The organism is Vibrio sp. 10N.222.54.A3 (assembly GCF_041474095.1).
Lineage (GTDB): Bacteria > Pseudomonadota > Gammaproteobacteria > Enterobacterales > Vibrionaceae > Vibrio > Vibrio crassostreae_C.
Genome location: NZ_JBFRTN010000015.1, coordinates 56,176 through 80,368, shown reverse-complemented (window position 1 = coordinate 80,368; position 24,193 = coordinate 56,176). Strand labels below are relative to the sequence as shown.

21 protein-coding genes, 1 pseudogene and 1 riboswitch are annotated in these 24,193 nt (G+C 44.5%); of the genes and pseudogenes, 4 read left to right on the top strand and 18 right to left on the bottom strand.

The window, feature by feature from the left end:
- The first annotated feature begins 184 nt into the window (after positions 1-184).
- Positions 185-2,128: a methyl-accepting chemotaxis protein gene (locus AB4507_RS04310; RefSeq protein WP_102428987.1), complete on the top strand. Its 1,944-nt coding sequence runs from the start codon at positions 185-187 to the stop codon at positions 2,126-2,128.
- Positions 2,129-2,222: 94 nt separating this feature from the next.
- Here the strand turns inward: AB4507_RS04310 and thiM are convergent, their stop codons facing one another.
- The 10 genes and pseudogenes from thiM to AB4507_RS04260 form a co-directional block, all read right to left on the bottom strand.
- The gene (gene thiM, locus AB4507_RS04305) at positions 2,223-3,005 is read right to left on the bottom strand and encodes a hydroxyethylthiazole kinase (protein WP_372182282.1); all 783 of its coding nucleotides are present in this window, start codon (positions 3,003-3,005) and stop codon (positions 2,223-2,225) included.
- Positions 3,006-3,033: 28 nt separating this feature from the next.
- Entirely contained in the window at positions 3,034-3,714 is a 681-nt protein-coding gene (gene tenA / locus AB4507_RS04300; RefSeq protein ID WP_372182281.1) for a thiaminase II, read from the bottom strand.
- A gap of 8 nt (positions 3,715-3,722) precedes the next feature.
- Positions 3,723-4,679, bottom strand: coding sequence for an ABC transporter substrate-binding protein (locus AB4507_RS04295; RefSeq protein WP_108203193.1), 957 nt, complete (start codon positions 4,677-4,679; stop codon positions 3,723-3,725).
- 46 nt (positions 4,680-4,725) lie between these two features.
- Positions 4,726-5,460, bottom strand: a pseudogene (locus AB4507_RS04290) (ABC transporter permease); the annotation flags it as partial.
- A 73-nt stretch (positions 5,461-5,533) separates the two neighbouring features.
- Positions 5,534-6,292 carry an ABC transporter ATP-binding protein gene (locus tag AB4507_RS04285; protein ID WP_372182280.1) on the bottom strand — a complete coding sequence of 253 codons (759 nt, stop codon included), beginning with the start codon at positions 6,290-6,292 and terminating at the stop codon, positions 5,534-5,536.
- A complete protein-coding gene (thiD, locus tag AB4507_RS04280) occupies positions 6,282-7,166 on the bottom strand; it encodes a bifunctional hydroxymethylpyrimidine kinase/phosphomethylpyrimidine kinase (protein WP_372182279.1) in 885 nt (294 codons plus the stop codon). The genes AB4507_RS04285 and thiD overlap by 11 nt, the downstream gene beginning before the upstream one ends.
- Before the next feature lie 98 nt (positions 7,167-7,264).
- Positions 7,265-7,376, bottom strand: a riboswitch (TPP riboswitch).
- Between the two features lie 98 nt (positions 7,377-7,474).
- Positions 7,475-8,392 (bottom strand): DMT family transporter, encoded by a 918-nt coding sequence (locus AB4507_RS04275; RefSeq protein ID WP_372182278.1) that lies wholly within the window; start codon positions 8,390-8,392, stop codon positions 7,475-7,477.
- A 77-nt stretch (positions 8,393-8,469) separates the two neighbouring features.
- Complete coding sequence (locus AB4507_RS04270) at positions 8,470-9,210, bottom strand: AraC family transcriptional regulator (protein ID WP_017061918.1); 741 nt, start codon at positions 9,208-9,210, stop codon at positions 8,470-8,472.
- Between the two features lie 245 nt (positions 9,211-9,455).
- Positions 9,456-9,707, bottom strand: a complete 252-nt coding sequence (locus tag AB4507_RS04265) for a DUF2999 family protein (protein ID WP_004731647.1) — start codon at positions 9,705-9,707, stop codon at positions 9,456-9,458.
- A gap of 107 nt (positions 9,708-9,814) precedes the next feature.
- Positions 9,815-10,912 (bottom strand): ElyC/SanA/YdcF family protein, encoded by a 1,098-nt coding sequence (locus AB4507_RS04260; protein WP_372182277.1) that lies wholly within the window; start codon positions 10,910-10,912, stop codon positions 9,815-9,817.
- A gap of 497 nt (positions 10,913-11,409) precedes the next feature.
- On the opposite strand from AB4507_RS04260, the gene AB4507_RS04255 reads away from it, so the two are divergent.
- Positions 11,410-12,084 (top strand): glutathione S-transferase family protein, encoded by a 675-nt coding sequence (locus tag AB4507_RS04255; protein ID WP_372182276.1) that lies wholly within the window; start codon positions 11,410-11,412, stop codon positions 12,082-12,084.
- Positions 12,085-12,253: 169 nt separating this feature from the next.
- On the opposite strand, the gene AB4507_RS04250 is transcribed toward AB4507_RS04255, so the two are convergent.
- From AB4507_RS04250 to AB4507_RS04220, 7 genes are all read right to left on the bottom strand, one after another.
- A complete protein-coding gene (locus AB4507_RS04250; RefSeq protein ID WP_372182275.1) occupies positions 12,254-14,536 on the bottom strand; it encodes a S8 family peptidase in 2,283 nt (760 codons plus the stop codon).
- Positions 14,537-14,808: 272 nt separating this feature from the next.
- On the bottom strand, positions 14,809-15,801 hold the full coding sequence (locus tag AB4507_RS04245; RefSeq protein ID WP_372136855.1) for an AAA family ATPase: 993 nt from the start codon (positions 15,799-15,801) through the stop codon (positions 14,809-14,811).
- A gap of 327 nt (positions 15,802-16,128) precedes the next feature.
- A complete protein-coding gene (locus tag AB4507_RS04240; protein ID WP_017062429.1) occupies positions 16,129-17,172 on the bottom strand; it encodes a GMP reductase in 1,044 nt (347 codons plus the stop codon).
- 777 nt (positions 17,173-17,949) lie between these two features.
- The gene (locus AB4507_RS04235) at positions 17,950-18,390 is read right to left on the bottom strand and encodes a PAS domain-containing protein (protein ID WP_017062430.1); all 441 of its coding nucleotides are present in this window, start codon (positions 18,388-18,390) and stop codon (positions 17,950-17,952) included.
- A 1-nt stretch (position 18,391) separates the two neighbouring features.
- Entirely contained in the window at positions 18,392-19,396 is a 1,005-nt protein-coding gene (locus AB4507_RS04230) for a response regulator (protein ID WP_029236531.1), read from the bottom strand.
- Positions 19,397-19,715: 319 nt separating this feature from the next.
- On the bottom strand, positions 19,716-19,961 hold the full coding sequence (locus tag AB4507_RS04225; RefSeq protein ID WP_010430578.1) for a hypothetical protein: 246 nt from the start codon (positions 19,959-19,961) through the stop codon (positions 19,716-19,718).
- 200 nt (positions 19,962-20,161) lie between these two features.
- Positions 20,162-21,514 carry an MATE family efflux transporter gene (locus AB4507_RS04220; protein WP_017062432.1) on the bottom strand — a complete coding sequence of 451 codons (1,353 nt, stop codon included), beginning with the start codon at positions 21,512-21,514 and terminating at the stop codon, positions 20,162-20,164.
- A 100-nt stretch (positions 21,515-21,614) separates the two neighbouring features.
- Here AB4507_RS04220 and AB4507_RS04215 point away from each other — a divergent pair, with 100 nt between their 5' ends.
- Complete coding sequence (locus AB4507_RS04215; RefSeq protein ID WP_017068435.1) at positions 21,615-22,589, top strand: LysR family transcriptional regulator; 975 nt, start codon at positions 21,615-21,617, stop codon at positions 22,587-22,589.
- A gap of 42 nt (positions 22,590-22,631) precedes the next feature.
- Positions 22,632-23,531 (top strand): DMT family transporter, encoded by a 900-nt coding sequence (locus AB4507_RS04210; RefSeq protein ID WP_372090476.1) that lies wholly within the window; start codon positions 22,632-22,634, stop codon positions 23,529-23,531.
- 158 nt (positions 23,532-23,689) lie between these two features.
- Here the strand turns inward: AB4507_RS04210 and AB4507_RS04205 are convergent, their stop codons facing one another.
- Positions 23,690-24,109, bottom strand: coding sequence for a VOC family protein (locus AB4507_RS04205; protein ID WP_017065925.1), 420 nt, complete (start codon positions 24,107-24,109; stop codon positions 23,690-23,692).
- Positions 24,110-24,193: the final 84 nt, after the last annotated feature.

The following is a 24,193-nucleotide window of genomic DNA, read 5'->3' as shown; positions in this document are numbered from 1 at the left end:
AGCACTTAATTCCTTAAGTTAGGCGGTTGAATTCAAATACGCAACTCGTTGAAAGCATGTCGAAAAACCCGATTTTTCTAACAAAAGCGTTACTTATTACACAAACTATTCGCTTTAGCATGCCCAGAATGCTGTTTTATGAAATACTCCCCTATGAAGGAATCAGGTAAATATAGGGATAGTTATGCGTCACCTTTCTATAGCGCTCAAGATCAAGCTGGGTTATGCCATCTGCTTGCTCTTTTTCGTCATTTCAGGCCTTGTGAGTTACAAAGGTATTCAAACCTTGTCGAACGGCTTTAGCCAGTATAGTGAACTCAGCCACAAGGCGACATTATCAGGCAACATTCAAGTGCACTTTCTTCAGATGCGTTTAGCTTCTGAACGTTACTTAGAGTCATTGGATGATCAATACGAAGCGAATTATCAATCGAGCAAACTTGCGATTGATGAACTGCTAAACAACTTAATCCAAACCACCACCAATACTGATAGCTTGTCGAGCCTGCAATTAGTGCAAGACAGCGTTGCAGCTTTTGATGCGGCTTATGGATCAATGAAACAGAGCCAACTGCTCATTGACCAGTTAGTGAACGTGGAGATGGTCACACGAGAAACTAACGCACTAAAAGCCGCGCAGAGCTTGTTGTATGAGTCTTACAACAACAACGATCCAAACGCGAGCTTATATGCGGGCATGTTGATGGAGAACTTCCTCGCCGCCAAGATCACTGTACTGAGTTACTCGAACAACAACGACCTCAAAACCTACGAAGCCGGTAAAGACATCTTTGAATATGCTCTGCCAGGTATCGAGGGCGATATTGAATCTCTTAAATCATCTCCTTATCAAAGTGAATTGATTGAAGATTTCTCTAACCAACGGGAAGCGTACGCGAAAGGCTTTGAGCAAGTTCATCAACAGATGATTGAGAACACGCAAAGAACCGCTACCCTCGCCTCTATTGGTGACAGCTTAGCGATTTCGGTAGCTGATGCTCAGAGCATTCTAGAACAACAGAAACAAGCATTAACACCAGAACTGCAAGCCAGCGAAAAGCGCTCGATTCAGATCATCATATTGCTGACGGGTGTGGCTTTAGTTATTGGCATGACGAGCGCCGTGTTGGTGACTCGCTCTATTACTAAAGGCATCGCACAAGTTAAACAGATCACCAACGAGCTTTCTCAGGGCAACCTGAATGTGGAAGTGAACATTGAGAGCAAAAATGAGATTGGCGAACTGCTGACTAATATGGAGATCACCATTGAATCTCTGCGCGATATTGTTGGCCAAGTGAACCGTTCTAGCGTGCGTATTGGTGAGATGTCGGAGTCACTCAATCAAGTGACAAATAACAGCTCGACCAACGCAACACAATTGAACAGTGAAATGATCAATATCTCTTCTGCCGTTGATCAATTAGCTTCCAGCACATCAGAAATTGCGGCAAGTGCTAACCACGCGTCTCAAGTTGCCAACCAAGCCACCGAGAATGTGGCGATGGGACTCAAAGAAGTAGACAAAACACTGCATGAAATTGGTAGCGCCGATGAAAGCATGCAGGTAAGCAGCCAAAAAGTGACCGACCTACATAAAGAGTCGATGAACATTGGTGCCATTCTTGAAGTAATCAAAGGCGTTTCTGAGCAGACCAACCTGTTGGCATTGAATGCGGCTATTGAAGCTGCGCGCGCAGGTGAACAAGGTCGCGGATTTGCAGTAGTAGCCGATGAAGTAAGAACGCTCGCTAAACGTACCCAAGACTCTGCTAGCCAGATTGATGAGCTCATCACCTCATTACAACGTGGCGCTAAAGATGCGTTAGAGTCTATCAAAGAGAGCCACAGCACGGTTTCAGACGCTTCAACGCAGGCGCAGCAAGCTTCTCAGAACTTACATGTGATTAATCAACACATCCAAGATCTGAACCAAGCCAACAGCCAAATCGCGGTGTCGGTTGATGAGCAGGATCGTCTTACCAAATCACTGGGTGAAAACGCGCAAGGTGCAAACACTATTGCTCAAAGCAACCAAGAGTCGGTAAGCAGCATTTCAGGTGCAGCGAGCGACTTAACCGAGGTTGCTCATCACCTAGAGAGCCAAGTTAACCGATTTAGAACCTAGCCAGCCAGTCTATACACAGCTGACACAGTTCCAAACCAGTAATAAAAAGCCCCCTACACATAAGTGTCGGGGGCTTTTTTAAGTTAATCTAACTCTAAATCTTCAAGCGTTGAATCAGAGTCTCTTCGTCTAACTGATACAGCTCATCAAGCAAGTTAATTTGCAAGCTACCTGGGCCGCGAGAGTTTTCAGCCGCGATTTCACCAACCACACCTAATACCGCTGCTGCCACCAAACCACTGTCATCACCAATAGCAGCAAATGCGCCCGTCAATGCTGTTAAAGTACAGCCCATGCCTGTCACATACGGCATCATTGGATGACCATTGTTTAACGTCACAACACTGTCTTTCGTGACAACGTAATCCGTCTCACCAGAAATAACTACATTCGCGCCGTATTCAGCCACTAAGCATTGCGCAGCGCCTAATGCAGCATCACTGCTATCCAACGCATCAACGCCTTTGCTCTGTGCTTGCTCACCCGCTAGCGCGATAATCTCAGACGCATTACCACGAATGATTAGCTTATCGGCTAAACGTGCAATTTCACGAGAAGTCTCAGTACGCAGCGTACTTGCACCGCAACCCACAGGGTCAAGAACCACAACCTTATTGTTCGCGTTAGCTTGTTCGACCGCGAAGCGCATTCTTGGCGTCCAAACACTGTCTAATGTGCCAATGTTAATCACAAGCGCGCCAGAGAATGACATCATCTCAGCCAGTTCTTGTTGTGAGTGCGCCATGATAGGCGAAGCGCCAATCGCCAATAACGCGTTGGCCGTGTTGTTCATCACTACATAGTTAGTGATGTTCACAACCAGTGGTTTTTGCTCTCGTACTGCGCGCAACGATTGGATGATTTGTTCAGTTAGCATGGATAAATCCTTATTCGTGAAAGTCGCTTTAAGCCGCGGTTGAGTCATTAAGTGCATTCAGACCTTGCTGCCAAAAAGCCACTTCCATACGCGTTGCCGTTTTGAAGATATGAACGATGTTCTGACCGCGCTCGCTGTTGATATCAATTTCAGCAAGCAGCTGGTTGAAGTATTCCGCGCCCGTTGCCACGCCAGATTGGAACTCTTCTCCGCCGTATAGTTGCAGCCAGCTTGCGTACGAGTTGCCTTCTAATACAGTATCACTGCTTTCTAACAGCGCTTTACCAATCACGGCATAACCGATTGAACACGGAGCCAGTGCCGCATATAAGTCGACAAGATCACCCGTCATACCCGCATCTAGAACGTAGCGCGTGTAGGCAACAGTGCCGAAATCTTCAGGCTCGTTTTCTAAATCCGATTCGGTTAAACCCCACTGACCACAGTAAGTCACGTGGTGTGAAATTTCAGAATCTAACAGAGCATGAACACTAGGCAGTGCACGACGCATATCAGCCAAGGTTTTAGCCTTGTAAATTGCCAATGCATAAGCACGGGTATACTGCTTTAAAAACAAAAAATCTTGCTTCAAATAATGCAGAAAACACGGCTGAGCGAGGGTGCCGTTTGCTAGCGTTTTAACAAAATCATGCTCGGTGTAGTCTTGCCAATCTTGCTGACAGGCTTGGATTAAGTCTTGGTATTTCATGAGATTCCTTAGTCAAAAGTCGGTACGTAATCAGCGGCTTTTGGTAGTGATTTGATGATGCCTTTGTCGAACATGAACTGTGCGTAATCGTCGTAACGCTTCATATCTACAGCAGAAGGGCGAAGTGCAAAGCGAGTCAATGTGTCGTTCCATGCGCGTTGGTTAAGCTCGTTATTCAACGTATCTGGTGAATACGCCACAAACTCACTCCATGACTCTTGTGGGTGGTTCACAATGTAAGTCGTTGCTTGTTCCAATGCTTTGTTGAAGGCTTTGATTGCTTCGTCGTCGTGTTTCTTTGCGTTCGCAACAAAGATAAGCTCGTCGTAAGCGGGCACACCGTGCTCTTCAGGGAAGAATGCCTTAGCTTTAAAACCTTCAAGTGCTAATTGGTTAGTTTCGAAGTTACGCAAGCCACCCCAGATTGCGTCTACCTTACCCGATGCCAATGAAGATGAAAGTGCCCAACCGACATTGATGGTTTGCACATCTGTAAAAGCAACGTTTTCTTGCGCTAACATAGTACCGATAGTCGCTTCTTCGTTGCCAGCAATCGCAATACCGATTTTTTTACCTTTAAGATCCGCTAGCGAATCGTTCTTGCCGTTATCCAGTACCATTAGTGTGTTCAGTGGCGTCGCGATAAGGGTTGATGCACGAACTAAAGGAAGACCCGCTGCCACATCCATGGTTAAGCTTGGTTGGTAAGTTACCGCTAAATCAACCTTACCTGCAGCAACCAGTTTTGCAGGTGTGCTTGGGTCTGCTGGTTCTTGAATTTCAATGTCTAAGCCTTGGTCAGCAAAGTAGCCACGCTCTTGAGCGATCACAATCGGACCATGGTTCGGGTTCACAAACCAATCCAACATCAGCGTCAGTTTCTTCTGTTCAGAGTCCGCTAGAGCATGACCTGAAACCAATGAAGCAAGCAGTGCCACTGCACCTATCAATTTTGTATTTTTCACGGTTAACCTTTCCTTTTGAATATTATTCTTATGTTGAGCGAAGCCATCATTGGTTTTCCCAAGGGATAGCTTTTTTGAGTAACTTGTCTATGATGAAGTAGAGCGAGATAGACAGCACCGCCAAGATGAACAAGGCAGCAAACATCTCATCGATGATCATGCGCGCGTTGGCCTGCAGCATTAAGTAACCCAGCCCCTCACTCGAACCAACCCACTCGCCGACAACCGCTCCAATTGGCGCAATCACCACCGCTACACGAATGCCAGACGCTAATGTTGGCAGCGCAGCAGGCAGTTGGATATAACGCAGCAATTGCCACTTCGATGCACCCATCGTCTTGGCAAGATCGAGATAACCTGTCGGTGTATTGCGTAGACCGTCGTAACAACAAGTGGTTACTGGGAAGAAGATAATGATCGCCGCCATCACCACTTTTGATGCGATGCCATAACCTAGCCACAGCATCAGTACTGGCGCGATAGCAAATACAGGGATAGCTTGGCTGGCAATTAAGATAGGCAATAGCCAACGCTTTAGCGGATCAAACATCAGCATCTGCAGGGCGAAAAACAGCCCCATCGACAAACCGAGTAACAAGCCAAGTAGGATCTCTTGCGCAGTCACCCATGTGTGTTTGAGTAACACATCGTAACGTTCAATCAGCTTTAAAAAGACTTCTGCAGGCGCTGGCAGAATGAAGCTCGGCATCTCGAAGATAACCACAACTAACTGCCATAAACCGAGAATCACAGGACTGCTGATAAGCAAACGAACAACAGGATTCATCTGACGATGGCGTGTAGTGGCAGCCTGTCCGTTAGTTGAATGAGCTACAGCTCCACTTCGCGTTAGATCATTCATAATCACGCTCCAACTGATCTAAGATCGCTTGTTGCAACTCGGCACACTCACCATCGAGCACTCGTGGTGTTGATGTGAGAGGCACAGATAAAGACTGAGCATTCGCCGGTGTGCCTTGCAACACATACAAATTGTCCGCCAAACGCACCGCTTCTTGTGGATCATGGGTGATCAACACAACGGTTTTATCTCTCAACAGCTCACACGCTAAGCTCTGTAGTTTGTGTCTCGTTACCGCATCCAGCGCAGAGAACGGCTCATCCATCAGCACCACTGGCTTGTCTTGCATTAAAGTTCGAGCCAAAGCGACACGTTGACGCATACCACCAGACAACTGATCCGGCATCGCATTCGCATAATCAGCCAAACCAACCGCAGCGAGCAACTCGAGTGCTTGATTGGTTTGCAGTGCTTTGTCAGAAGCTGAATTTTGAAAGCGATGACTCAGGCAAACATTGTCGATGACCGATAGCCACGGCAGTAACAAATCTTGCTGCGCCATGTAAGCGATGCGATCCGTTAAAGGCAGTTCATCAGACGTTGCCAATGTGCCCTGCCACTCCACCTTATCGTCCAGCAAGCCTGCCAGATAACGTAATACCGTGGTTTTCCCGCAGCCACTGCGACCTAGCAATACCGTCCACTTACCTGCGCTTAAGCTAAGCGACAACCCAGACAAGGTCGCGTGCTCACTGTCGTTATAGCGTAAGGAGGCATTGCTGAGTTGAACACCCACCGTATTAACGGACATTACCGTGTCCAGCGAAGAAGTGGTTTACCGGGCCATGACCTTGACCGACTTTCAATTCGTCAGCATGAGCAATAGCGCGCGAAATGTATTGTTTGCCTAGCTCAACAGCCTCTGACAGCGTATTACCTTGAGCTAAGAAAGAAGCAATGGCAGAAGATAGCGTACAACCCGTGCCATGGGTGTTTTTGGTAGGGAAACGCTTCGCGCTAATCAAAGCAGATGTGGTTGGCAGAATCAGTAAATCGTTACTGTTTTCATCTTTCTCCAAGTGACCGCCTTTTAGCAGGACTGCTTTAGCACCTAAAGCACGCAGGTCTTCAATCATGTCCTGCATTTCAGCTTCGCTTTCAGGCACGGCTTTGCCTGTAAGTGCTGCGCCTTCCGGCAAGTTAGGCGTAATGATGTCTGCGAGCGGAATCAGTTCTTGTTTTAGCGTGGTGATCGCCGAGTTTTCTAAAAGAAGGTCGCCACTTGTCGCCACCATGACAGGGTCAATCACTAGGTGTTTAGGTTGGTATTGTTTGATTTTGTCCGCGACGACTTTGATGATTTGCGAATCCGCCAACATGCCGACTTTTACCGCCACGATATTCAAATCGGTAAACACTGCATCTAACTGACTAGCGACATGCTCTAGTGGGATTGGAAATATAGCGGACACGCCTTGGGTGTTCTGAGATGTAATCGCGGTAATTACCGAACAAGCGAAGCTACCCGTTGCAGACATGGCTTTAATATCAGCTTGAATGCCCGCGCCACCACCACTGTCAGAACCCGCAATGGTCAAAACAATCGGAGTATTGATCGAAGAAGATTGGTTTTCTGGTGTTTGAGTGCTGTTAGGTGATACTTGAGAATTGGAATGCTGTGTCATGGTCGCTCCTACTGTCTAAAAGACGTAAGAGAACCGAACTTTGGCCGCAAAGAGAGTGTGGAGGTGAAAGCAATGAGAGATCATTGTTGAACCACGTAGGCAAAGTAATCATAGTTCCCTACGCCAGTGTTAACTGAATCAGGTTCAACGGGTCTCGAATAACGATCTCAGCAAACACCAACTAAGGTATATGCCCCCCGACTATTGATAACGATAGTAACAGCACTCTCGCAACTGAGATACTCATTTTATTCAATTATAAGAATCACGCATGAATTTAATTCAATTAATCCCGTTTTAACAAATACTTATAATGGCTTTTTAGTTGGCTGAGATTGGATGAATAAACACATCACTATCAAGAACATACCTAGCCATCCAACCAATGGAATACGCTCACCCACAATACACACGGCCAACACGGCGGCAACGACTGGCTCAAGTAAGGTAATCAAGTTGGCGCTACTCGCTGTGACATGGCGTAGCCCAAAACTGAAAGCGATATAGCCTAAACATTGAGGAAGTAACACCAAGTAACTCACCACCAATATATTGGTATTCGATGCGAACAAGTTATCCCCCGTAAACCAAAGCGTTGGCAGTAGCAACATCGCTCCTAGCCCAAATATGCTGCCCATCGCTGCTTGCGACTTAATGCCTTCGTCTATCAGAGCTTTTGTCGCCCACGAATAAATCGCGTAACACAAACCAGCAACCAACCCTAACCCAATGCCCAAAAGCTTCAGGTCGTCGCCAGATTCACTCGTCGATGATGATTCTGAAAACACCAGTAACCCAATGCCAACCACGCCAATGGCAAAGCTCGTTAACCAACGTTTGTTGATATTATTCTTTTTGCTAATAAGACACTCTAAAAGTGCAGAAAAGAAAGGCGCGGTAGCTATCGACACCACCGTGCCCATTGCGACACCCGATAACTTCATCGAAGAGTAAAAAGCCAAAGGATAGATAGCCAAAGCCAGCGCACTCGCCACTAACAGCTTTTTGTTGAGCAAAAGTTGATCAATTGAAGATAAAATCTTTCGATACGCCAAGCCCGCTTGCATTAAGCCGCCAACGCCCATTGAAAAAGCACCAATCGCTAGCGGGCTGAGATCAGGCGCAAAGCTTGCGGCGGTGCCTGTCGTGCCCCATAAAACAGAAGCAAACACGATGGCTAAAGTGCCCGTTTGGAATTCGTTAACGCGATTGATGGCAAGATTCATTTCTATTACCTAGTCTATTTTCATTTCTGAAATAGATAATAGTGAACATATACTAAGTTGAGTTTGCCAAAAGGACGCTATTCTTGTTTTGGAAGACTCTCTTTCATCGAGCCCAAAAACGCCCTTGGAGACATGCCAAAGTGCTGAGAGAAGCGTCGACTGAATGCAGACAAGTCACTATAACCCACATTTTCTGCGACCAATTGAACGGGTAAATCGGTATGGCTAAGCAAGGCTTGAGCTTTCTCCATACGATAGCGAGTGATGTACTTAAGCGCACTGATTCCAATGCACTCTTTAAAGCGCTTCTTAAATTGAGTGGGGCTCAAGCAAGCCGTTTCTGCAAGCTGAGAAATAGAGAGAGGCTGGGCGTAATTATCCGCAATGAGCCTTTGGACCGCTCGAATACGAGGGTCGATGCTCTTGCTGACTTTTTGTTGCTCTAATAACAGTGAAAACACATCCAAGATGGATGATTCAATGCCACTGTCCACTTGGTATTCCAACTGCTTTTCAACAAACAGCAAGAAGCTCATTAAGGGTGGCGTGATAGTAAACACCGAGAGCTCATGCTCTAACAAGTGCTGCGGTAACTCTGCCATATCTGCGACAATAAACCGCGCTGCTTCATCCGCCTTAAACGCATGCGCTGTGGTTACCGGAATCACCACGCATTCGCCCACGGCCACCTTGCCGACATATCCCACCATTTCAATACTAATACTCCCTTGAATAGGCAGCACGAGTTGATGGTAGCCATCATGGGCATGAGTATTAAATTGCTTGGTGTAAGATCGAATGCTTAGGCTAGATTTCATGAGCAACGCCGGAATTCAGTTTATTGAAACATGAGTGTTAAAAAGAAATTACATGATTTAAGCGAGGGAGTCACATCGGACTAGTATTTTTGTCGTATCTCTTTCTAGCCTTTCTAAGTCGGATCAAAAAAGCCGTTTAAGTATTGATACTCAAACGGCTTTTTACTCAAGTCTAATTCGCAATCTCAAGAACAGTTAACCGAATCGGCTATCACTTCCTAACAAAACCGCTCATTCAGACTCTATTATTTTTGAAGTTGCTCTTTAGCGGCTTCAACCTTAGAAAAATCTAGGCCAAGCTCTTCAACTGCTTCTTTGATTAGCGCAGGGTTTTGCATTACCTGGCCCATCAGCATTTGAAGTTTATCTTGTGGTAAGCCAAGTTGGCTGATCGTCGCCATTGCTGCAAGAGGGTTCTCGGTCAACGTCTTGAATAGCTCGCTGATCTGCTCGTCGCTAATATTGTTCTCTTTCAACATTGCTAAAATCGGGTTCATTTTTTTGCCTTTGAAACACTAAATTAAGTAGGAGCACAGCATACCATCTAGCTGTGCTCGATTGTACTAGCAACTTATACTTTGCCTACTGTGAAGTAACCCTAAGCCTAGCGAGACTCTAATGGGTAAGAGCGGTAGCTCCACATACCATAGGTTCTAAGCGCATCTCGGTAGATACCTAGTAGCTCACCATCACTCGCCTTCTTAAGATCTGCGAGTGGCTTGTCTGGGTAAGAAACCGTATCAAAAGTAATGCCCTGAGGGCCGGTTTGCCAGCTAGCGATTTCAAACAGAGTTTGACCACGACGAACATGGCTTGCCGAGCTAATAATGGTCGCGTGCTTAATATCATGGCGAGCAAGTGCGTAGCTACTGAATAAGGCATTGCCAACCGTGCTAGTCGCATAGTTTTCTTCAATGATGCGATCTTTGCTTACCCCTTTATCGATAAGCCAATCCGCCATTAACTTACCTTCAGTCTTGTGGTTCTTGGGCACGCCACCCGTTAACACGATCATCGCATCTGAGTTCGCCTTAGCCATCGCCAATGTTGTCTCAAGACGCTCAATCAAAATTTGATGCATAGAGCCGTCTGGATTAAGCGCATAGCCCAAAGTGACAATCGCGCCATGATGATCAAGCAAGCCTTTATCCGCAGACTCTTTCAACGGTGTTTCTAACACGCGGTCGACCGTAGCAAAAATGCGTTTGATGTCTTCTGCTTTACCTTTGTTCAGGCTTTCCAGTTTCTCCATGTGCTTATTGGATTCACTTTCATTGCCTTCAAATCGCTGCCAAACCGCAAGGTAAGCATGAAGATCAACATCGTCTGGTGCAACCGTCAGCGCTTGCTCAAACAGCTCAATAGCGCGCTCTGCATTCTTGTTGTAGATCTGAGCGTTCGCTGCCGAGATAAGCAAATCAGTACGGTAAGGTTCTAGTTGGTAAGCTTCTAACAATCGGTTAGTCACAATTTCCATGTTGCTTGGCATTTTAGCCGTAAAGCCCGCGTGAGAAATTCTTGCCGGAGACTTAAACGCCTGCAACGCATCAAGAAGTAATTGGTCGACAACTTGTCGCTTAGTCACCAACTGCGCGTAATCCGCAGAAGCCTGTACTGCGCCGTCGTTAGCAGCAAAAGAATAAGGTGTTGCGCCAAAAGCCAGCATGCCACCAAGAGCGAGGGCGATAATGTTCTTTTTCATGAAAAGATCCTGTGTCGTTAAGTGTTCACATCAGATTTGCTCACCAATGTAAGTCCCTAAGATTAAAAAACCGTGAAGCACACCTTAATCTCTAACGTTTATATTCATTTGTTGCATAAGGTGTGGCAGCAGATCACGATTTTGAACTTACCAATAAGCCTGTGCATCCAGATAATTCTGGTTTGAACCAGTGCTCAACGTTTTTGTTGGAATATCTGACTGCGGATTTCATACGCCCTATCCCGCCAAAAACCACCCATCACAAATCCGAACTCCGCATAAAGCAACGAATCAAAAAAACCACTTTAAGCTCATTTTTTCAACAACTTAAAATCCAACACACTGAATCGCGCGATTTTACCCCTCGCTCAAATAACGAGGTCTTCAACACATAGAGTTGGAATGCGAGTCAGAAGATCTTCAAATAATTCAAAATCAACCATTGAACGATCGTTCAAGTGGTGCTTTAATAAATGACCAATACAAGGAGTTACCCCATGCTTAAGTTCTATTTTCACCAAACACCAAACCCAATGAAGATCGCTCTGTTTTTGGAAGAGACAGGCCTAGATTTTGAACTTGTTCCTGTCGATACCTTAAAGGGTGAGCAGCATTCACCGGAATATCGTTTAATCAATCCAAATGGCAAAACGCCTGCGATTGAAGATGAAGGACAACGTGTATTCGACTCTAACGCTATCCTTCTGTATCTCTCAGAGAAAACAGGCAAGCTTGGCGGTCAGCCAGAAGACAGAGCTGAACTACTCTCTTGGATGATGTTTATCGCGAGTGGCCTTGGTCCATATTCAGGCCAATCGGTACACTTCCGCCATGCTGCACCAGCAGGCTTAGATTACGCGGTAAATCGTTATCTACGCGAAGCGCAACGTCACTACGAAGTGTTAGAGAAGCATATGGAAGGTCGTGAGTTTATCGTCGGAAATGAGTACACGATTGTCGATGTCGCTGCATGGGGCTGGATTGATAAAGCACCTGTCGCGCTTGGTGAAGAAGGCTTAGAACCTTACCCGAACTTGAAGCGCTGGTTTAACGCAATCAACACTCGCCCTGCTGCACTGCGTGCTCGCGAAACTGGTAAAGACGTTCAATTTAAAACCGAACGTGATGAAGAAGCGAAACGAGCACTGTTTCCTTCGAATTATGCGAAGTAGAAAAATTGAAAGTTAACGCTCTACTGAGTAATAGCTAGAATTAAACATAAAGAGCCGCTAAAAAGCGGCTCTTTATGTTGAAAAATAACAAGTTGATACTTTTTGTGGATTGATGCGAAAGTTCAATATTCGTAATTATCCACTCCATAATAAGTGGCTCTTAGATCAACTAGACACTAGCCTCTACGAGAACTGGAGCCACAATTGTACTCTCTATCCTTTGTTCAACTTCGCTGTAAATATCAACATCTACATTTGGAACATTAAGTGAAACTAATAACGAGTATCTAGCTTTTGAGTCTGTTCTCTGTTGAGAGTTCCTCGTTTTCCACCAACCACTGGCTGGATAGATTGCAATTTTCCCTCGAGCAGCCAAATCCGCGGCACTACCACGCCAGATATCTTTGTGTATTGAGCCTCTGTGTCGCTGACTGACGCCTAGCATCCAATTCGAATCATTGTGAGAATCAGGCCTCTCACCGTCAGCCGCTGCGTTTATGCGTCTCATAAATTCAGAATCTGACTCATCTTGATGCTTAACATCGAACCTTAGTTGATGGCTAGCATAACTATACTTGCTTAATACATTCTTACTTGTTGGGTTAGGCTCTATAAAATAGGACAAAGTAATTGTTAGCTCAACGTCTGCCTCTCCAATTTTTTGAAGTTCTTCAATAGGCCAAGGCAAATCATGCAAATGCATGTCCTTAGTTTTTGGTTGCGCTCCTGTCGGCTTAACATAAGGTTGTAATTCATCCTCTACGACTAAAGATAATGAGTTACTTGCACTGTTTAATGCTCTAGTCAGATTAGGAACACCAAAACCTACCTTTCGAATTAACTTAGCCATGTTTGCTTTAGTAATCGAACGGTCTGTTCTCGTGGCCCCAATGAGAGAATACATTTTATCAGTCCAATCTGCAGAATGAACCATCAAAGCTCTGACTGTTTCAGGCCATAAGTTCTTATATTGAGATTGTATCTGAGCGGAAAATCTTGCTGCCAGCGCTGTCGCTGAACTAGTAGCATTTGTACACTGGAAGTGCCTTTGCGTGAAGTCTTTGTATGTTGTCAGCAATTGAAGATCTTGAAGGCCAGCACAACCTAACTCATCGCGACCAACATTACCGCCTTCAAATACGATCTCAGGTTTGATAGGTGAATTTCGTCGGTCCCACTCTAATGACGTCGTGCTATATGGAGATATGCCCCCCTTATCAGCTAATGGCGAGTACCCACTCGACTCTGTCAGTGTGTTCTTTTCAGTATATGCGCCAACAGTAATGGCATTCCACGCTTGAGCTGGGTCATGAATTTCCTGTCTATAGTTATAATCCGGATAATCCATAACAGATTCAATAGCGGCATTACCTGCACAGATCGTGAATAATCGAGGGGTAAGTCCTTCGCCAAGGTAGTCTACAGAAAGTGAATCTAGAGCACTTGACCAAGAAGAGGGACGTCCACGATTAGTTCCTTTCCCTGAAGACAAAGACATAGAAAATGTTCTGGATCTCTCGAAGTTGTTTAACTCAACAGTGGAGATAGCATTTGAAGTCACTAACCCAAGTGATTTCCCTGCATTATCACCATTTCGATTAAGCGTTTTAACAGATTCAAGTCTATGCTGCACCACATGGTTATCAGTCGATTCAAGAACTTTAGTAAGATCTCCCCACATAGCTAAACCAGCCATACTAGTACCATGACCGTTTTGATCTGTTGGATCGTTATCTTCCATGATAGTGAGTTGGTCACTTACAGTAGAAAAAGGGGCTAATAGCGGGTGTTGTACGTTTACACCTGTATCAATGATACAAATGTATGGTGAATCAGAATCACCAGGTTCACTAGGCTGTTCTAAACGTGATAGGGCATCTTCTGTCCATTCTACCTGCTCTGTACTGTTCATCGAATCAAAAAACTCAGCCGTTACCTGAGGAAAACGGATTTCAGATACGCGAGTCAATAAAGCTAGATTTTCTTCAAGCTGACTCTGACTAGCTTTTAGTTGAATGATTGTGTGTTCAGGGAACCTTAAGGTATCTTCCGATACTTCCAAATTTGCTTTTGCGGCTAACTTACGAAAATCTGAGATGATAGAACGATATACTTGTTCTGTATCACGAGCTTTTTTAGGAGTTGAAATCCAAAACTCCCACCAAACTTGCTGCTCTTTATCTTCTGGTAGTAGCTCTAAATCGTCTGACCACATTGAAGAAAAAGTTATTGGGCTAATAGACATTATTGAGTCAATCAACTTCTGATGATCATTCGGAGCACCATTGCGATTTGTTTTTCGGTTTACATATGCCTCTAACTTTTTTTCGTAGAAATCTAGCTTGCCATCTGGGACGTAAGCTGTAGCAACTAATGTTTTTTGCCCTTCATCTTGAATAGTTTTGACGTTGTGAAGCTCAATACCTTGTGGAGCGTTTGCTAGACTAGTCACGGCCATGTCTACATCGGGATGGCTGACGAATTCAACTTGTATACCAATACCTGTATCTAAACTGATATCAGATGTGGTTTCTTTTAGACTATCGAGACGACTTGCTACGCTTGCTAAGTCACCGCGAAGTTTCTGAGACTGTCTAGCTCTATCGAGTTGAGGAACGGTTGATGCACCACCGCCACCAGTCCTAGGTGAAGTAAAGTTATGAGCAATTGCTGACGAAGGTAAGAAAAATGAGGCTTATTATAAGTGTTTGTTGCCATTTAGCGTTAAAATCCCTGTTTGCCTAATAGGTGCCGGTTTATGTTTTGTCTATCTTGGATTGCTCTTGTGAGCATAGATATTGTAATCGAGTCTAAATCATGAATTAGCATTTCTTTTATTGCGTCGTTCGACGCTAGAGTAATCTCAGCATTACTCAAGCCTTGAGAAATTTCTGGTAGCTTTTTCCAAGAGAAGTTTTTCGCTACGTAGTTAAGAAGGCGCGATTTGAACAACTGGATTATTTCATCATCCGTAGGTAGTTCGTATCGAATTACGTCATCGAAGCGCCTAAACAGCGCATAGTCTAAAGATTCAATGTGGTTTGTTGCACAGATAATAACGCTATTAGAATCGTCTTGCTCAATCATTTGAAGAAAGCTGTTGAGTATACGACGAGCTTCCCCCACGTCATTATTAGAGCTTCTAGTAGTGCCTAATGCATCAAATTCGTCGAAGAAATATACTCCACGTACTTCTCTTATAGTATCAAAAATCTGTCGTAACTTAGCTGATGATTCACCTAGATATTTTGTTATCACAGCATCCAAACGTACTTCAAAAAGAGGGAAATCTAACTCTCCAGCTAATATTGAGGCTGTATAAGTTTTTCCAGTCCCTGGCATACCTGCAAGCAACATTTTCCTTCTTGGAGACAAGCCATGATTCTTCAAAACTGTTAGGTGCTTTTGTTCTTTAACTAATCGCATCAGTCTATCTTTGATTTCAGATGTAACAATAAGATCAGAGAATCGAAGTTGGGGATAACTAGTTGTAAGTAAACCAGTTGAATCTTTTACACCACTCGCTATTGATACAGGTAGGTTTTTAGATGTATTTTTCTTAGCTTTTTCAATAAGAACTTTTAATTCTTGAGCAAGTTTACCATGGCCATTTCTTGCTTCATGAGCCGCAACCTGAAGCGCGACAGATAGAAATCTATCGTCGTCTTGATCTATGTGCGATTGCATTAAAGCTTTGATTTGAGTGGAGCTTGCCATGGGAATATGTTCTTTTTTAGAGTGTTGATAACTTAATTATAATAACTTACTTGAGGAATTACCGCTATTACTCTCGTCGAGAAACGCTAAGGAACGTTTCTTATAACCGTTGATTTGTGTCGAATTTACCCTCGTGATACAACACGGGTATTCAAAACGAACAGCATTAGAAGAACGGGTAATTTTTAGTAGAGAAAAAACTCTTGAACAGGATGCGAATGAGTAAAAGGTCTAAGCAACTTTGGGGCAATAATGGTTTGCAAGTCCCAAAACAAAAAGAGCCGCTTTAGCGGCTCTTGATTTTCAAACTATTCGAACTCGTTCAGATTACTCTTTACCAAATACGTTGTTCTCTTGCTCTTGTACACGGATGAAAGTCGTACGTTTAGTTAGCTCTTTAAGCTTTGCTGCGCCTACGTATGTACAAGTTGAACGTACACCACCAAGGATGTCAGAAATTGTGTTGTGAACAGAGCCACGGAACGGAAGTAAAACAGTTTTACCTTCAGCAGCACGGTACTTAGCAACACCACCTGAGTGCTTGTCCATAGCCGACTGTGACGACATTCCATAGAACTTCATGAATTGCTTACCGTCTTGCTCTACAACTTCGCCGCCTGACTCAGAGTGACCTGCTAGCATGCCGCCTAGCATTACGAAGTCAGCACCGCCGCCGAACGCTTTAGATACGTCACCCGCACATGAACAGCCACCGTCACCGATGATCATGCCGCCAAGGCCGTGTGCTGCGTCGCCACACTCGATGATTGCAGAAAGTTGAGGGTAACCTACGCCTGTTTTAACACGTGTAGTACAAACAGAACCAGGGCCGATACCAACCTTAACGATGTCTGCGCCAGCTAGGATTAGCTCTTCAACCATGTCACCCGTTACAACGTTACCAGCAGAGATAACTTTAGTCGGGAATTCAGCACGTACTTTTTGTACATACTCAACTAGGTGCTCTGAGTAGCCGTTAGCGATATCAATACAGATAAATACGAATTCGTCGCTAAGCGCCATGATTTGCTTAGTTTTCTCAAACTCAGCTTCAGAAGTACCTGTTGAAACAAATACGTTGTTCAGCGTTTTCTTGTCTGCTGTTTTTGCGAACTCAGCCCACTGCTCTACTGTGTAGTGCTTGTGTACTGCAGTCATAACACCGTGCTCTGCTAGAGCAGCTGCCATTTCAAAGCTTGCTACCGAATCCATGTTCGCTGCAATTACTGGAGTACCAGACCATTGACGACCGCTATGCTTGAATGTAAAATCGCGGGTTAATTCAACTTGAGAACGGCTTTTAAGGGTAGAACGCTTCGGACGGAAGAGTACATCTTTGAAACCTAACTTAAGTTCTTGTTCGATACGCATGATAATTTGTCCTGTAATCATATTACGTGTCGTGCGTTTTCGGTAAGCGTTGGCAGACGCTTTACTGAGTTTCGGACACAAAAAAACCGGAGCGTTGGCAGACGCTCCGGTTTTCAGCATTATAGGCTGTGATTTACTAACAGCAAGTCTGATATTTCATTTTTTTTTGTGCTATCCTCTCAAAGATTCCATATCTGGTAAAAGCTTCCCGCCCATCATTTCCTACTAAATTCATAGTAATTAATAACTTAACAACATATTCACGCAAACGCTGTCGGTTTATTGCGCAAACGTTTCCCTTGCAAATTCGGCGAAAAAATCTTCGATAAGGCAAATTTGTGAAAAAAGTGCCCTTTAATCACATAAAAATCACACTTTTCTTGAATCAAAAAATGCGTTTTTTCTTAAATAATTTCATTTTTTTCTGACTTTTTCGCTTGGAGTGCCGATCTCAGCCCTCTTTCATTAGCCCTGAAATTTATAAAGTACAAAGGCAAGATCGATTAGCACGTTCGAAACTTGGATGAGCGGGGTAAAGTCCACAAAATATGGCAGGTTAGATGCGCTTATTTATGAGAACCCAGCGGATACAAGCCGCTGTTGATAGAGCCTAACAACAACTCGACTAAAGTTAACGAACACGGAACGCCTTTCTTTAGTTCGAACTCATTACTACAGGATCAGATACAAAAATGGCCAAGGGGATTAACCTTGGCCATTTTTATTTGGTTTTCAGAGTGCTCTTATAAGGCGATTCAATTTTCACCTTAAGGTACGTCAAGCCTTTTTCTGAGACATCAGAGCTTCAGCAGTCGCATCTTGAATCGACAAGAACAAGGATGTCACTTGCCCAGTTGGAGAACGCATCGGGTTAAGCGTGACGTTCTGATACATAAAGTCGGCTTGCTGAGTTACTGGCCTCACGTTGCGGCACTTAAACAGATAAGGCCTTTGTTGCCACGTTATGAAGCTACGGCAGCCTAGGTCATAAACCGGTTTTGTTTTAAGCCTAAACCACTCTTCAGGAATTTCAGGGAATAACTCAAAGATCGACTTACCGATCGCATCATGCGATTGCTTACCGCTATGGTGCGTCATGAAGCCATTCCAAACTTGTACCTGAAAGTCACGGTTAATGACCACCAGCCCCATATCGACGTTTTGAACCATGTCTACCATCCAGTGGAACTGTTCAAATTCAGCAGGAAGATTCAACATATTAAAACTCCTCCATTAGGTAGGCCAATTTGTTATCTAGAAGAGGCAGAGACTCATCAACAAACATAAATAGAAGGTCACAACGGATGGACGTGCCGTCGATGTTGTAGCTGACTTCGAACGTCATGGTCTTTTTAAATGAGCCGCTGGTATTTTCAATCACCGAATCAATCGAGATGTGTTGACCTAGCAGCACAGGAGAGCTCTGAAAGAAACGAACTTCTGATTGCTCCCCTAACCCATTCAAGAAAGAGCCGACTAAGATGTTCGATACATCCATCAACAACTCTAATTCTTCTAGCTGCTCGCTTTCTGTTGGCACCTTCATGAGCTTCTTAAGATCGCTCACACTGGAATCACTCAACAAAACTAGCGCTTCACCTGCAATGCCTTCTCCACTAAAGCCTTGGCAAACACCCGACACTTGGTCGTTATCCGCTAGGTCACGAAGTGCCATGTGCAATTCACTCACTTCGAAGATGTTAACGTTCGGCAGCGGTAGGTGAACAAACACATTAAAGTGACGAGCCAGTGCATCAGCGGCACGGCCTATCGCTACGTTCGCGACTTCCATATAGATATCGCGTCTGCGAAGTATTGGCAGTTCTAAAGCGGTTGGGGTAATGATTTGAGGTTGTTTTGGCGGCTCGACATGCTCACGTAAAATGGCTTTTAGCGCTTCTTTATCGATCGGCTTTTGCAAAAATGCTTTGGCGCCAAGATCCAGCACCTTCTGTTGTGCTTTTGGTTGTATGTCACCAGAAACAACGACAACTGGCGTGGTATCGCCTAAACGTTGCATCTCTTCCAATGTGCCATAGCCGTCTAATTCCGGCATGGTTAGGTCGAGGAACATCAATTTGAATTGGTTTTTAGCGAGCTCTTCAAGTGCATTAAGCCCATGAACAGCAAAAGTTATATCTGCATTTAGAGAACTAGGCAGTGACCGAGCCATCTGCTTCCTTGCTAACGCAGAATCATCACATATAAGAACTGGGAACGACATAAATGCACCACTGACAAATTAAAGCTAATTCGACCGAGTGTAACAGAACATTATGGTATCAGGTACGGGGTGAATGGATTTATGTGCAGATTATTAGTAAGAATGATGAAACAGGTGGGTAAGCTATTATTTCGCATTATTCTTCATGAAAAACAATATGCTACAAAGGTAATAGCCAATCCTTGCTGTTGAGTAATAGCACTATTATATTTAACAGCAGCCTTAACAAGCGGGTTTATTAAGGCTCGACTGACTCATTCATTGAACGGCTTTATGTAGCCATGATAGAGAGCTATCCAACAAAGCTAATGCAAGAGAACTAGAACTGATATGAAGGCCATAAAATCAGTAATGCGAAACGTATGATCACAGCAAATACCAACAACGCGATCCCCAGGCGATACCATTTGTATTCGGCGATGTTCATTGGGATACGCTTGTAGAACATCGTAATCACGCCCTTCCAATCGCTACTGCGTCTTCCGTACTGCATCATGCTCGTCAAAACAAACAGTGCGCCAAGCACTAACATTCCTTTTTCAGCCCAGAACAATCCAACTTCCATTTGTGTATTCCTTGATAAAACGGTGAGCAACTCAAATCATTCTAGTCACCTTTTAGCTCGGTTTCTGTAAGACCAAGGTCTAAATTACGAAGTACGCAATTTAGGGCTTATAGGTCATTGTTGGTAATTGATAGTTCTCGGTCAGCAATACAACGTTTATCGTTCAAGGTTCCATGGTAAAGGCGAGCATCACAAGCAAATCACGTATAAGCATGATTCGACAAATCTGGAGATTGGTTGTTCTTTTGAATGACACGCATCAATTGGATAAGCAGCAGAATACCTGTCACGCCTAAGCCAACACCGATTCCGCCCCAAATCCCTGCCAATTCGAACTTAGGCATCAAATACCAAGCCGCAGGCAAGCCAAATACCCAGTAACCGATGGCAGTCATCACGGTTGGCATAGAGACAATCTTCATGCCTCTTAGCAGGTTAATCGCCAGTAGCTGCCAAGCATCAACAATAAAGCACAAAGCAACGACCCAAATCACAGAAGCCAGTAGTGAAGTCATAGCACCCGTGCCATCGTCTAACTTGAAGATAGAAGCGATCATCTCAGGCCATATAATGAACACGGCCGACAACGCCACACTCAACACCGACACCAATATGAAGCTTTGAATCGAGGTTCTTTTTATTCCTTCGTAGTTACCCGCGCCAAAATCACGGCCAACCAAAATCGCCGCAGCTTGTGAGAAACCAAAATTGAAGTTCCAAGTAAAGCTTAAACATTGCAGCAAGATTTGGTGCAAGGCTAACGAAGCAATACTGATCGTGCCCGCCATCAAGGTGCCACCGTAAATCAAGCCATGCTCAAGTAAAGCAGCCAAGCCGATAGGTAGACCCATCAACAACAATGGGCTCATCAACTTGATTGAATACTCTTCTGTATTTAGCCAAGGGGCGAACTGCTTAAACTCGTCACGCTTAAATACCCAAACCGTATATCCAACCATCACGATAAATGCCGCGATAGCCGTACCAAGCCCTAAACCTGTTAAGCCCATGTCTAATTGGAAGGTGAGAAAGTAGCTCACTGGCACATTCAGAATTACGGTGATAATCGACATCACAAGAATGGAGCGCACGTTGCCAAACGCACTGGTTAAGCCACGAAGTACCAACAAGATAAGCGAAGGCAACATTACCCACTTCAAAGCATGGACATATTCCATGGCTAAAGTGATCACTTCTGGTGGCTGTTTGGCTGCTTCTAATACCAACGGAGCAAACCAGAAGCTGGCCATTAAGGTCACACTGAGCACGAATGCCAACATGGTTGCGCCTTTCACAGCCAATCTGATTTGAGTATTACCAAACTCAGGGCGAGCTACGCGCTGACCATAAGCAATCGCAATCAAGTTCGCGACACAACCCACGGTGCTGCTCGCAATAATGAAGATGAAAAAGTAGATTGAGGCACCTAAGCCACCAGCCGCAAGGGCTGACACACTGATACGCGACATCATCCAAACATCAGTAAGGACTAAAGCCATAGAGATCAGCTGTGAAATGATCAAAGGGAATGCAAGAGTGAGTATTTTTTTCATGAGCGCCTCAGTTAATTTCGCCCAAAATACGATCGATGAGGCTGGCGTTCAATTGATAAATTTGCGACTCTAACATTCCATAAACTCATGCGAACGAATTATGACCCCATATCCTAGCTTGCCATCATCACATAATGGCTTAAAAGCCTTTGAAGCTGCCGCAAGGCTGATGAGCTTTACGCTGGCTGCCGAAGAGCTGCATGTGACACAAAGTGCGATCAGCCGACAGATCAAACAGCTTGAAGATGAGTTAAACGCATCACTGGTTATTCGTAAGCATCGAGCCATAGAATTAACGGTACAAGGTCATGATTTGTATGTGGCTTTGCGAGAAAGCTACGGTAATATCGAAGCTGTTATCGCCTCTTGGAGTGAGCCCAAGCAGAAGCGTATCGTGATCAAAGCGACTCTGAGTTTCGCGACGCGAGTATTGATCTCCAAAGTTCGGGAATTAAACGAGCGTTATCAAGATCATGAGATCGTCATTGTTCCTGTGATTGAGGAAGACGAATCGATTAATAGTAGTGAGTATGATCTACTGATCTTCCACACGCGTTTCAAAAAACGCTATGACAAGGCACCTGACATTACCTTCTTGCGTGAAGAGTTCATGGCGCCGGTTTGCTCTACTAGTTTAACCACCAAAGACACCGACCTTGATTCAATCTTAACCTTGCCAAGGCTGCATCCAACCTTAGATCATCACGACTGGAAAGTGTGGCTGGCCGATGTTGAATTCCCACCAAAGAAACCTGTCAGAAATACCAGCTTCTTGTCTTTAGATATGGCGCTCAGTGCCTGTCTATCCGGTGAAGGGGTTACGGTCACGGATCTGTTGTTAGTTCAACAAGATCTCCAACGAGGCTTCTTGTACTGCCCTAGAAATGCAAAAATCCAACACAGTGCTTGGACTTACTTCATGCACCAGCGTAGTCACACGCCTATCATCAACGACCTTATTGAATGGCTTAGAGAAGAGACAACAAAAGAGATCGAGTTGCTGAAAGTACTCGCACAGCAATATCAATGGTTTGGTGTAATAGAACAGGACAAAGACTTTGGTCGGCTCTTCTAAACTAAGTTATGATTCCTGTTCCCTCAACCGATTGATATTTTTATGTCTTCTTTCTCTTTTTCACAAATCCCTGTTGGGGTTCGATTCATGATCCTCTCCGCTTTTGGATTCGCACTGATGTCTGCGTGTGTGAAATACATCAGCAACTACGGCATACCTGTATTCGAAATTGTTGCAGCAAGGGCTTTGGTGTCTTTGATCATCAGTTATATCGACGTTAAGCGAAAAGGCATTTCGATCTGGGGAAATAACAAACCTTTGTTGTTTGTTCGAGGCGCAGTTGGTACAGCAGCCTTGATGTGTGTTTACTACGCTGTGACCACTTTGCCATTAGCCGAAGCGACCATTCTACAATACGTTCATCCTGTATTTACCGCCCTACTTGGCGTGTTATTTCTGAAAGAACGCGTCCAAAAATCGACCATGATCTGCATTGCGTTCTGCCTAGCTGGGCTATTAGTGATGGTACAACCAAGTATGAACAGTGGCGCGAGCAGCGAGTTACCGCTATTTAGCATTATGGTGGCGTTATGTGGCGCATTTGGTAGCTCAATTGCTTATGTGATTGTGAGAAAGCTGAGCCAAACGGAAGATAGCTCAGTCATCATCTTCTACTTCCCATTGGTTGCGCTACCAATCTCAACAGCTCTTATCTGGAACGACTTTGTATGGCCAAGTCTATTCTTAACCGTGATGCTCGTGTTAGTCGGTATTTTCACTCAGATAGGCCAATACGGTTTGACCAAAGCGATGCAGACTCAAGCGGCGGGTAAAGCTTCGGCTTACTCATACGTCCAGATTGTCTTCTCGGCACTGTTAGGCGTGTGGATCTTTAATGAAATTCCATCGGTTTGGACTTATCTAGGCGGTGGCCTGATTGTGACTGGCGCGCTGATTAATGTGTTTGGCAAACAACTGTTGGTGCCTTTTAAGGCTAAATAAACAACCCAACAACTGAGCTAAACATCAGCTAAATAATCAGCTATTACATAGACCTAAAAAGGGCATTGCGGATTATTCCACAATGCCCTTTTCTATAAATGTTCTCTAACGTGTTTTCATGCCGCTAACCAACTTTAATAAAGCGGCGTATTACGTGATTAACTTGTGGCATTTCGTAACTTGGGATCATCACTCAAATACTCAACAAACTCGATTTCAAAACCTGCCGGATCCACAAAATAGACATTTTTTCGATAAGGTTCTTCAGCGCCAGGTTTAGCAATCGGGAAACCCGCATCGATAAGACGTTGAGTGACGCTTTCGATATTATTGGTCACATAAGCGAAGTGCGCGAGGCCAACAGAGTGCCCTGCCAAATCTCTGTTTTCACCCTCACCGTGATCACTCAATGCGATGTATTGGTACTCGTCGCCAAAATGCAGCCAGTTACGTGGCTTGCCTGACCATTCGCCTTTTCCTTCATCACGAACGTACCAGTGTGGAAACGCCGCTTTATAGAAAGTCAGCATTTCAGGGATGTCCTTGACGACTAAATTCACATGTTCAAGTTGGATCATTCATCTCTCCTTAAAGTATTCTCGTAAGCAACGTTGCATATCCTAATACCTCAAGTTAAGTTGAGGTAAAGCACTAATTTGCAT

Bases quoted from the DNA above. Each gene is read 5' to 3' on its own strand.
- thiD (WP_372182279.1), bottom strand. From the start codon at position 7,166: ATGACACAGCATTCCAATTCTCAAGTATCACCTAACAGCACTCAAACA.
- AB4507_RS04205 (WP_017065925.1), bottom strand. From the start codon at position 24,109: ATGATCCAACTTGAACATGTGAATTTAGTCGTCAAGGACATCCCTGAA.
- AB4507_RS04230 (WP_029236531.1), bottom strand. From the start codon at position 19,396: ATGTCGTTCCCAGTTCTTATATGTGATGATTCTGCGTTAGCAAGGAAG.
- AB4507_RS04285 (WP_372182280.1), bottom strand. From the start codon at position 6,292: ATGTCCGTTAATACGGTGGGTGTTCAACTCAGCAATGCCTCCTTACGC.
- thiM (WP_372182282.1), bottom strand. From the start codon at position 3,005: ATGCTAACTGAACAAATCATCCAATCGTTGCGCGCAGTACGAGAGCAA.
- AB4507_RS04245 (WP_372136855.1), bottom strand. From the start codon at position 15,801: ATGGCAAGCTCCACTCAAATCAAAGCTTTAATGCAATCGCACATAGAT.
- AB4507_RS04215 (WP_017068435.1), top strand. From the start codon at position 21,615: ATGACCCCATATCCTAGCTTGCCATCATCACATAATGGCTTAAAAGCC.
- AB4507_RS04225 (WP_010430578.1), bottom strand. From the start codon at position 19,961: ATGGAAGTTGGATTGTTCTGGGCTGAAAAAGGAATGTTAGTGCTTGGC.
- AB4507_RS04260 (WP_372182277.1), bottom strand. From the start codon at position 10,912: ATGAAAAAGAACATTATCGCCCTCGCTCTTGGTGGCATGCTGGCTTTT.
- tenA (WP_372182281.1), bottom strand. From the start codon at position 3,714: ATGAAATACCAAGACTTAATCCAAGCCTGTCAGCAAGATTGGCAAGAC.
- AB4507_RS04310 (WP_102428987.1), top strand. From the start codon at position 185: ATGCGTCACCTTTCTATAGCGCTCAAGATCAAGCTGGGTTATGCCATC.
- AB4507_RS04270 (WP_017061918.1), bottom strand. From the start codon at position 9,210: ATGAAATCTAGCCTAAGCATTCGATCTTACACCAAGCAATTTAATACT.
- AB4507_RS04255 (WP_372182276.1), top strand. From the start codon at position 11,410: ATGCTTAAGTTCTATTTTCACCAAACACCAAACCCAATGAAGATCGCT.
- AB4507_RS04220 (WP_017062432.1), bottom strand. From the start codon at position 21,514: ATGAAAAAAATACTCACTCTTGCATTCCCTTTGATCATTTCACAGCTG.
- AB4507_RS04210 (WP_372090476.1), top strand. From the start codon at position 22,632: ATGTCTTCTTTCTCTTTTTCACAAATCCCTGTTGGGGTTCGATTCATG.
- AB4507_RS04240 (WP_017062429.1), bottom strand. From the start codon at position 17,172: ATGCGTATCGAACAAGAACTTAAGTTAGGTTTCAAAGATGTACTCTTC.
- AB4507_RS04265 (WP_004731647.1), bottom strand. From the start codon at position 9,707: ATGAACCCGATTTTAGCAATGTTGAAAGAGAACAATATTAGCGACGAG.
- AB4507_RS04275 (WP_372182278.1), bottom strand. From the start codon at position 8,392: ATGAATCTTGCCATCAATCGCGTTAACGAATTCCAAACGGGCACTTTA.
- AB4507_RS04235 (WP_017062430.1), bottom strand. From the start codon at position 18,390: ATGTTGAATCTTCCTGCTGAATTTGAACAGTTCCACTGGATGGTAGAC.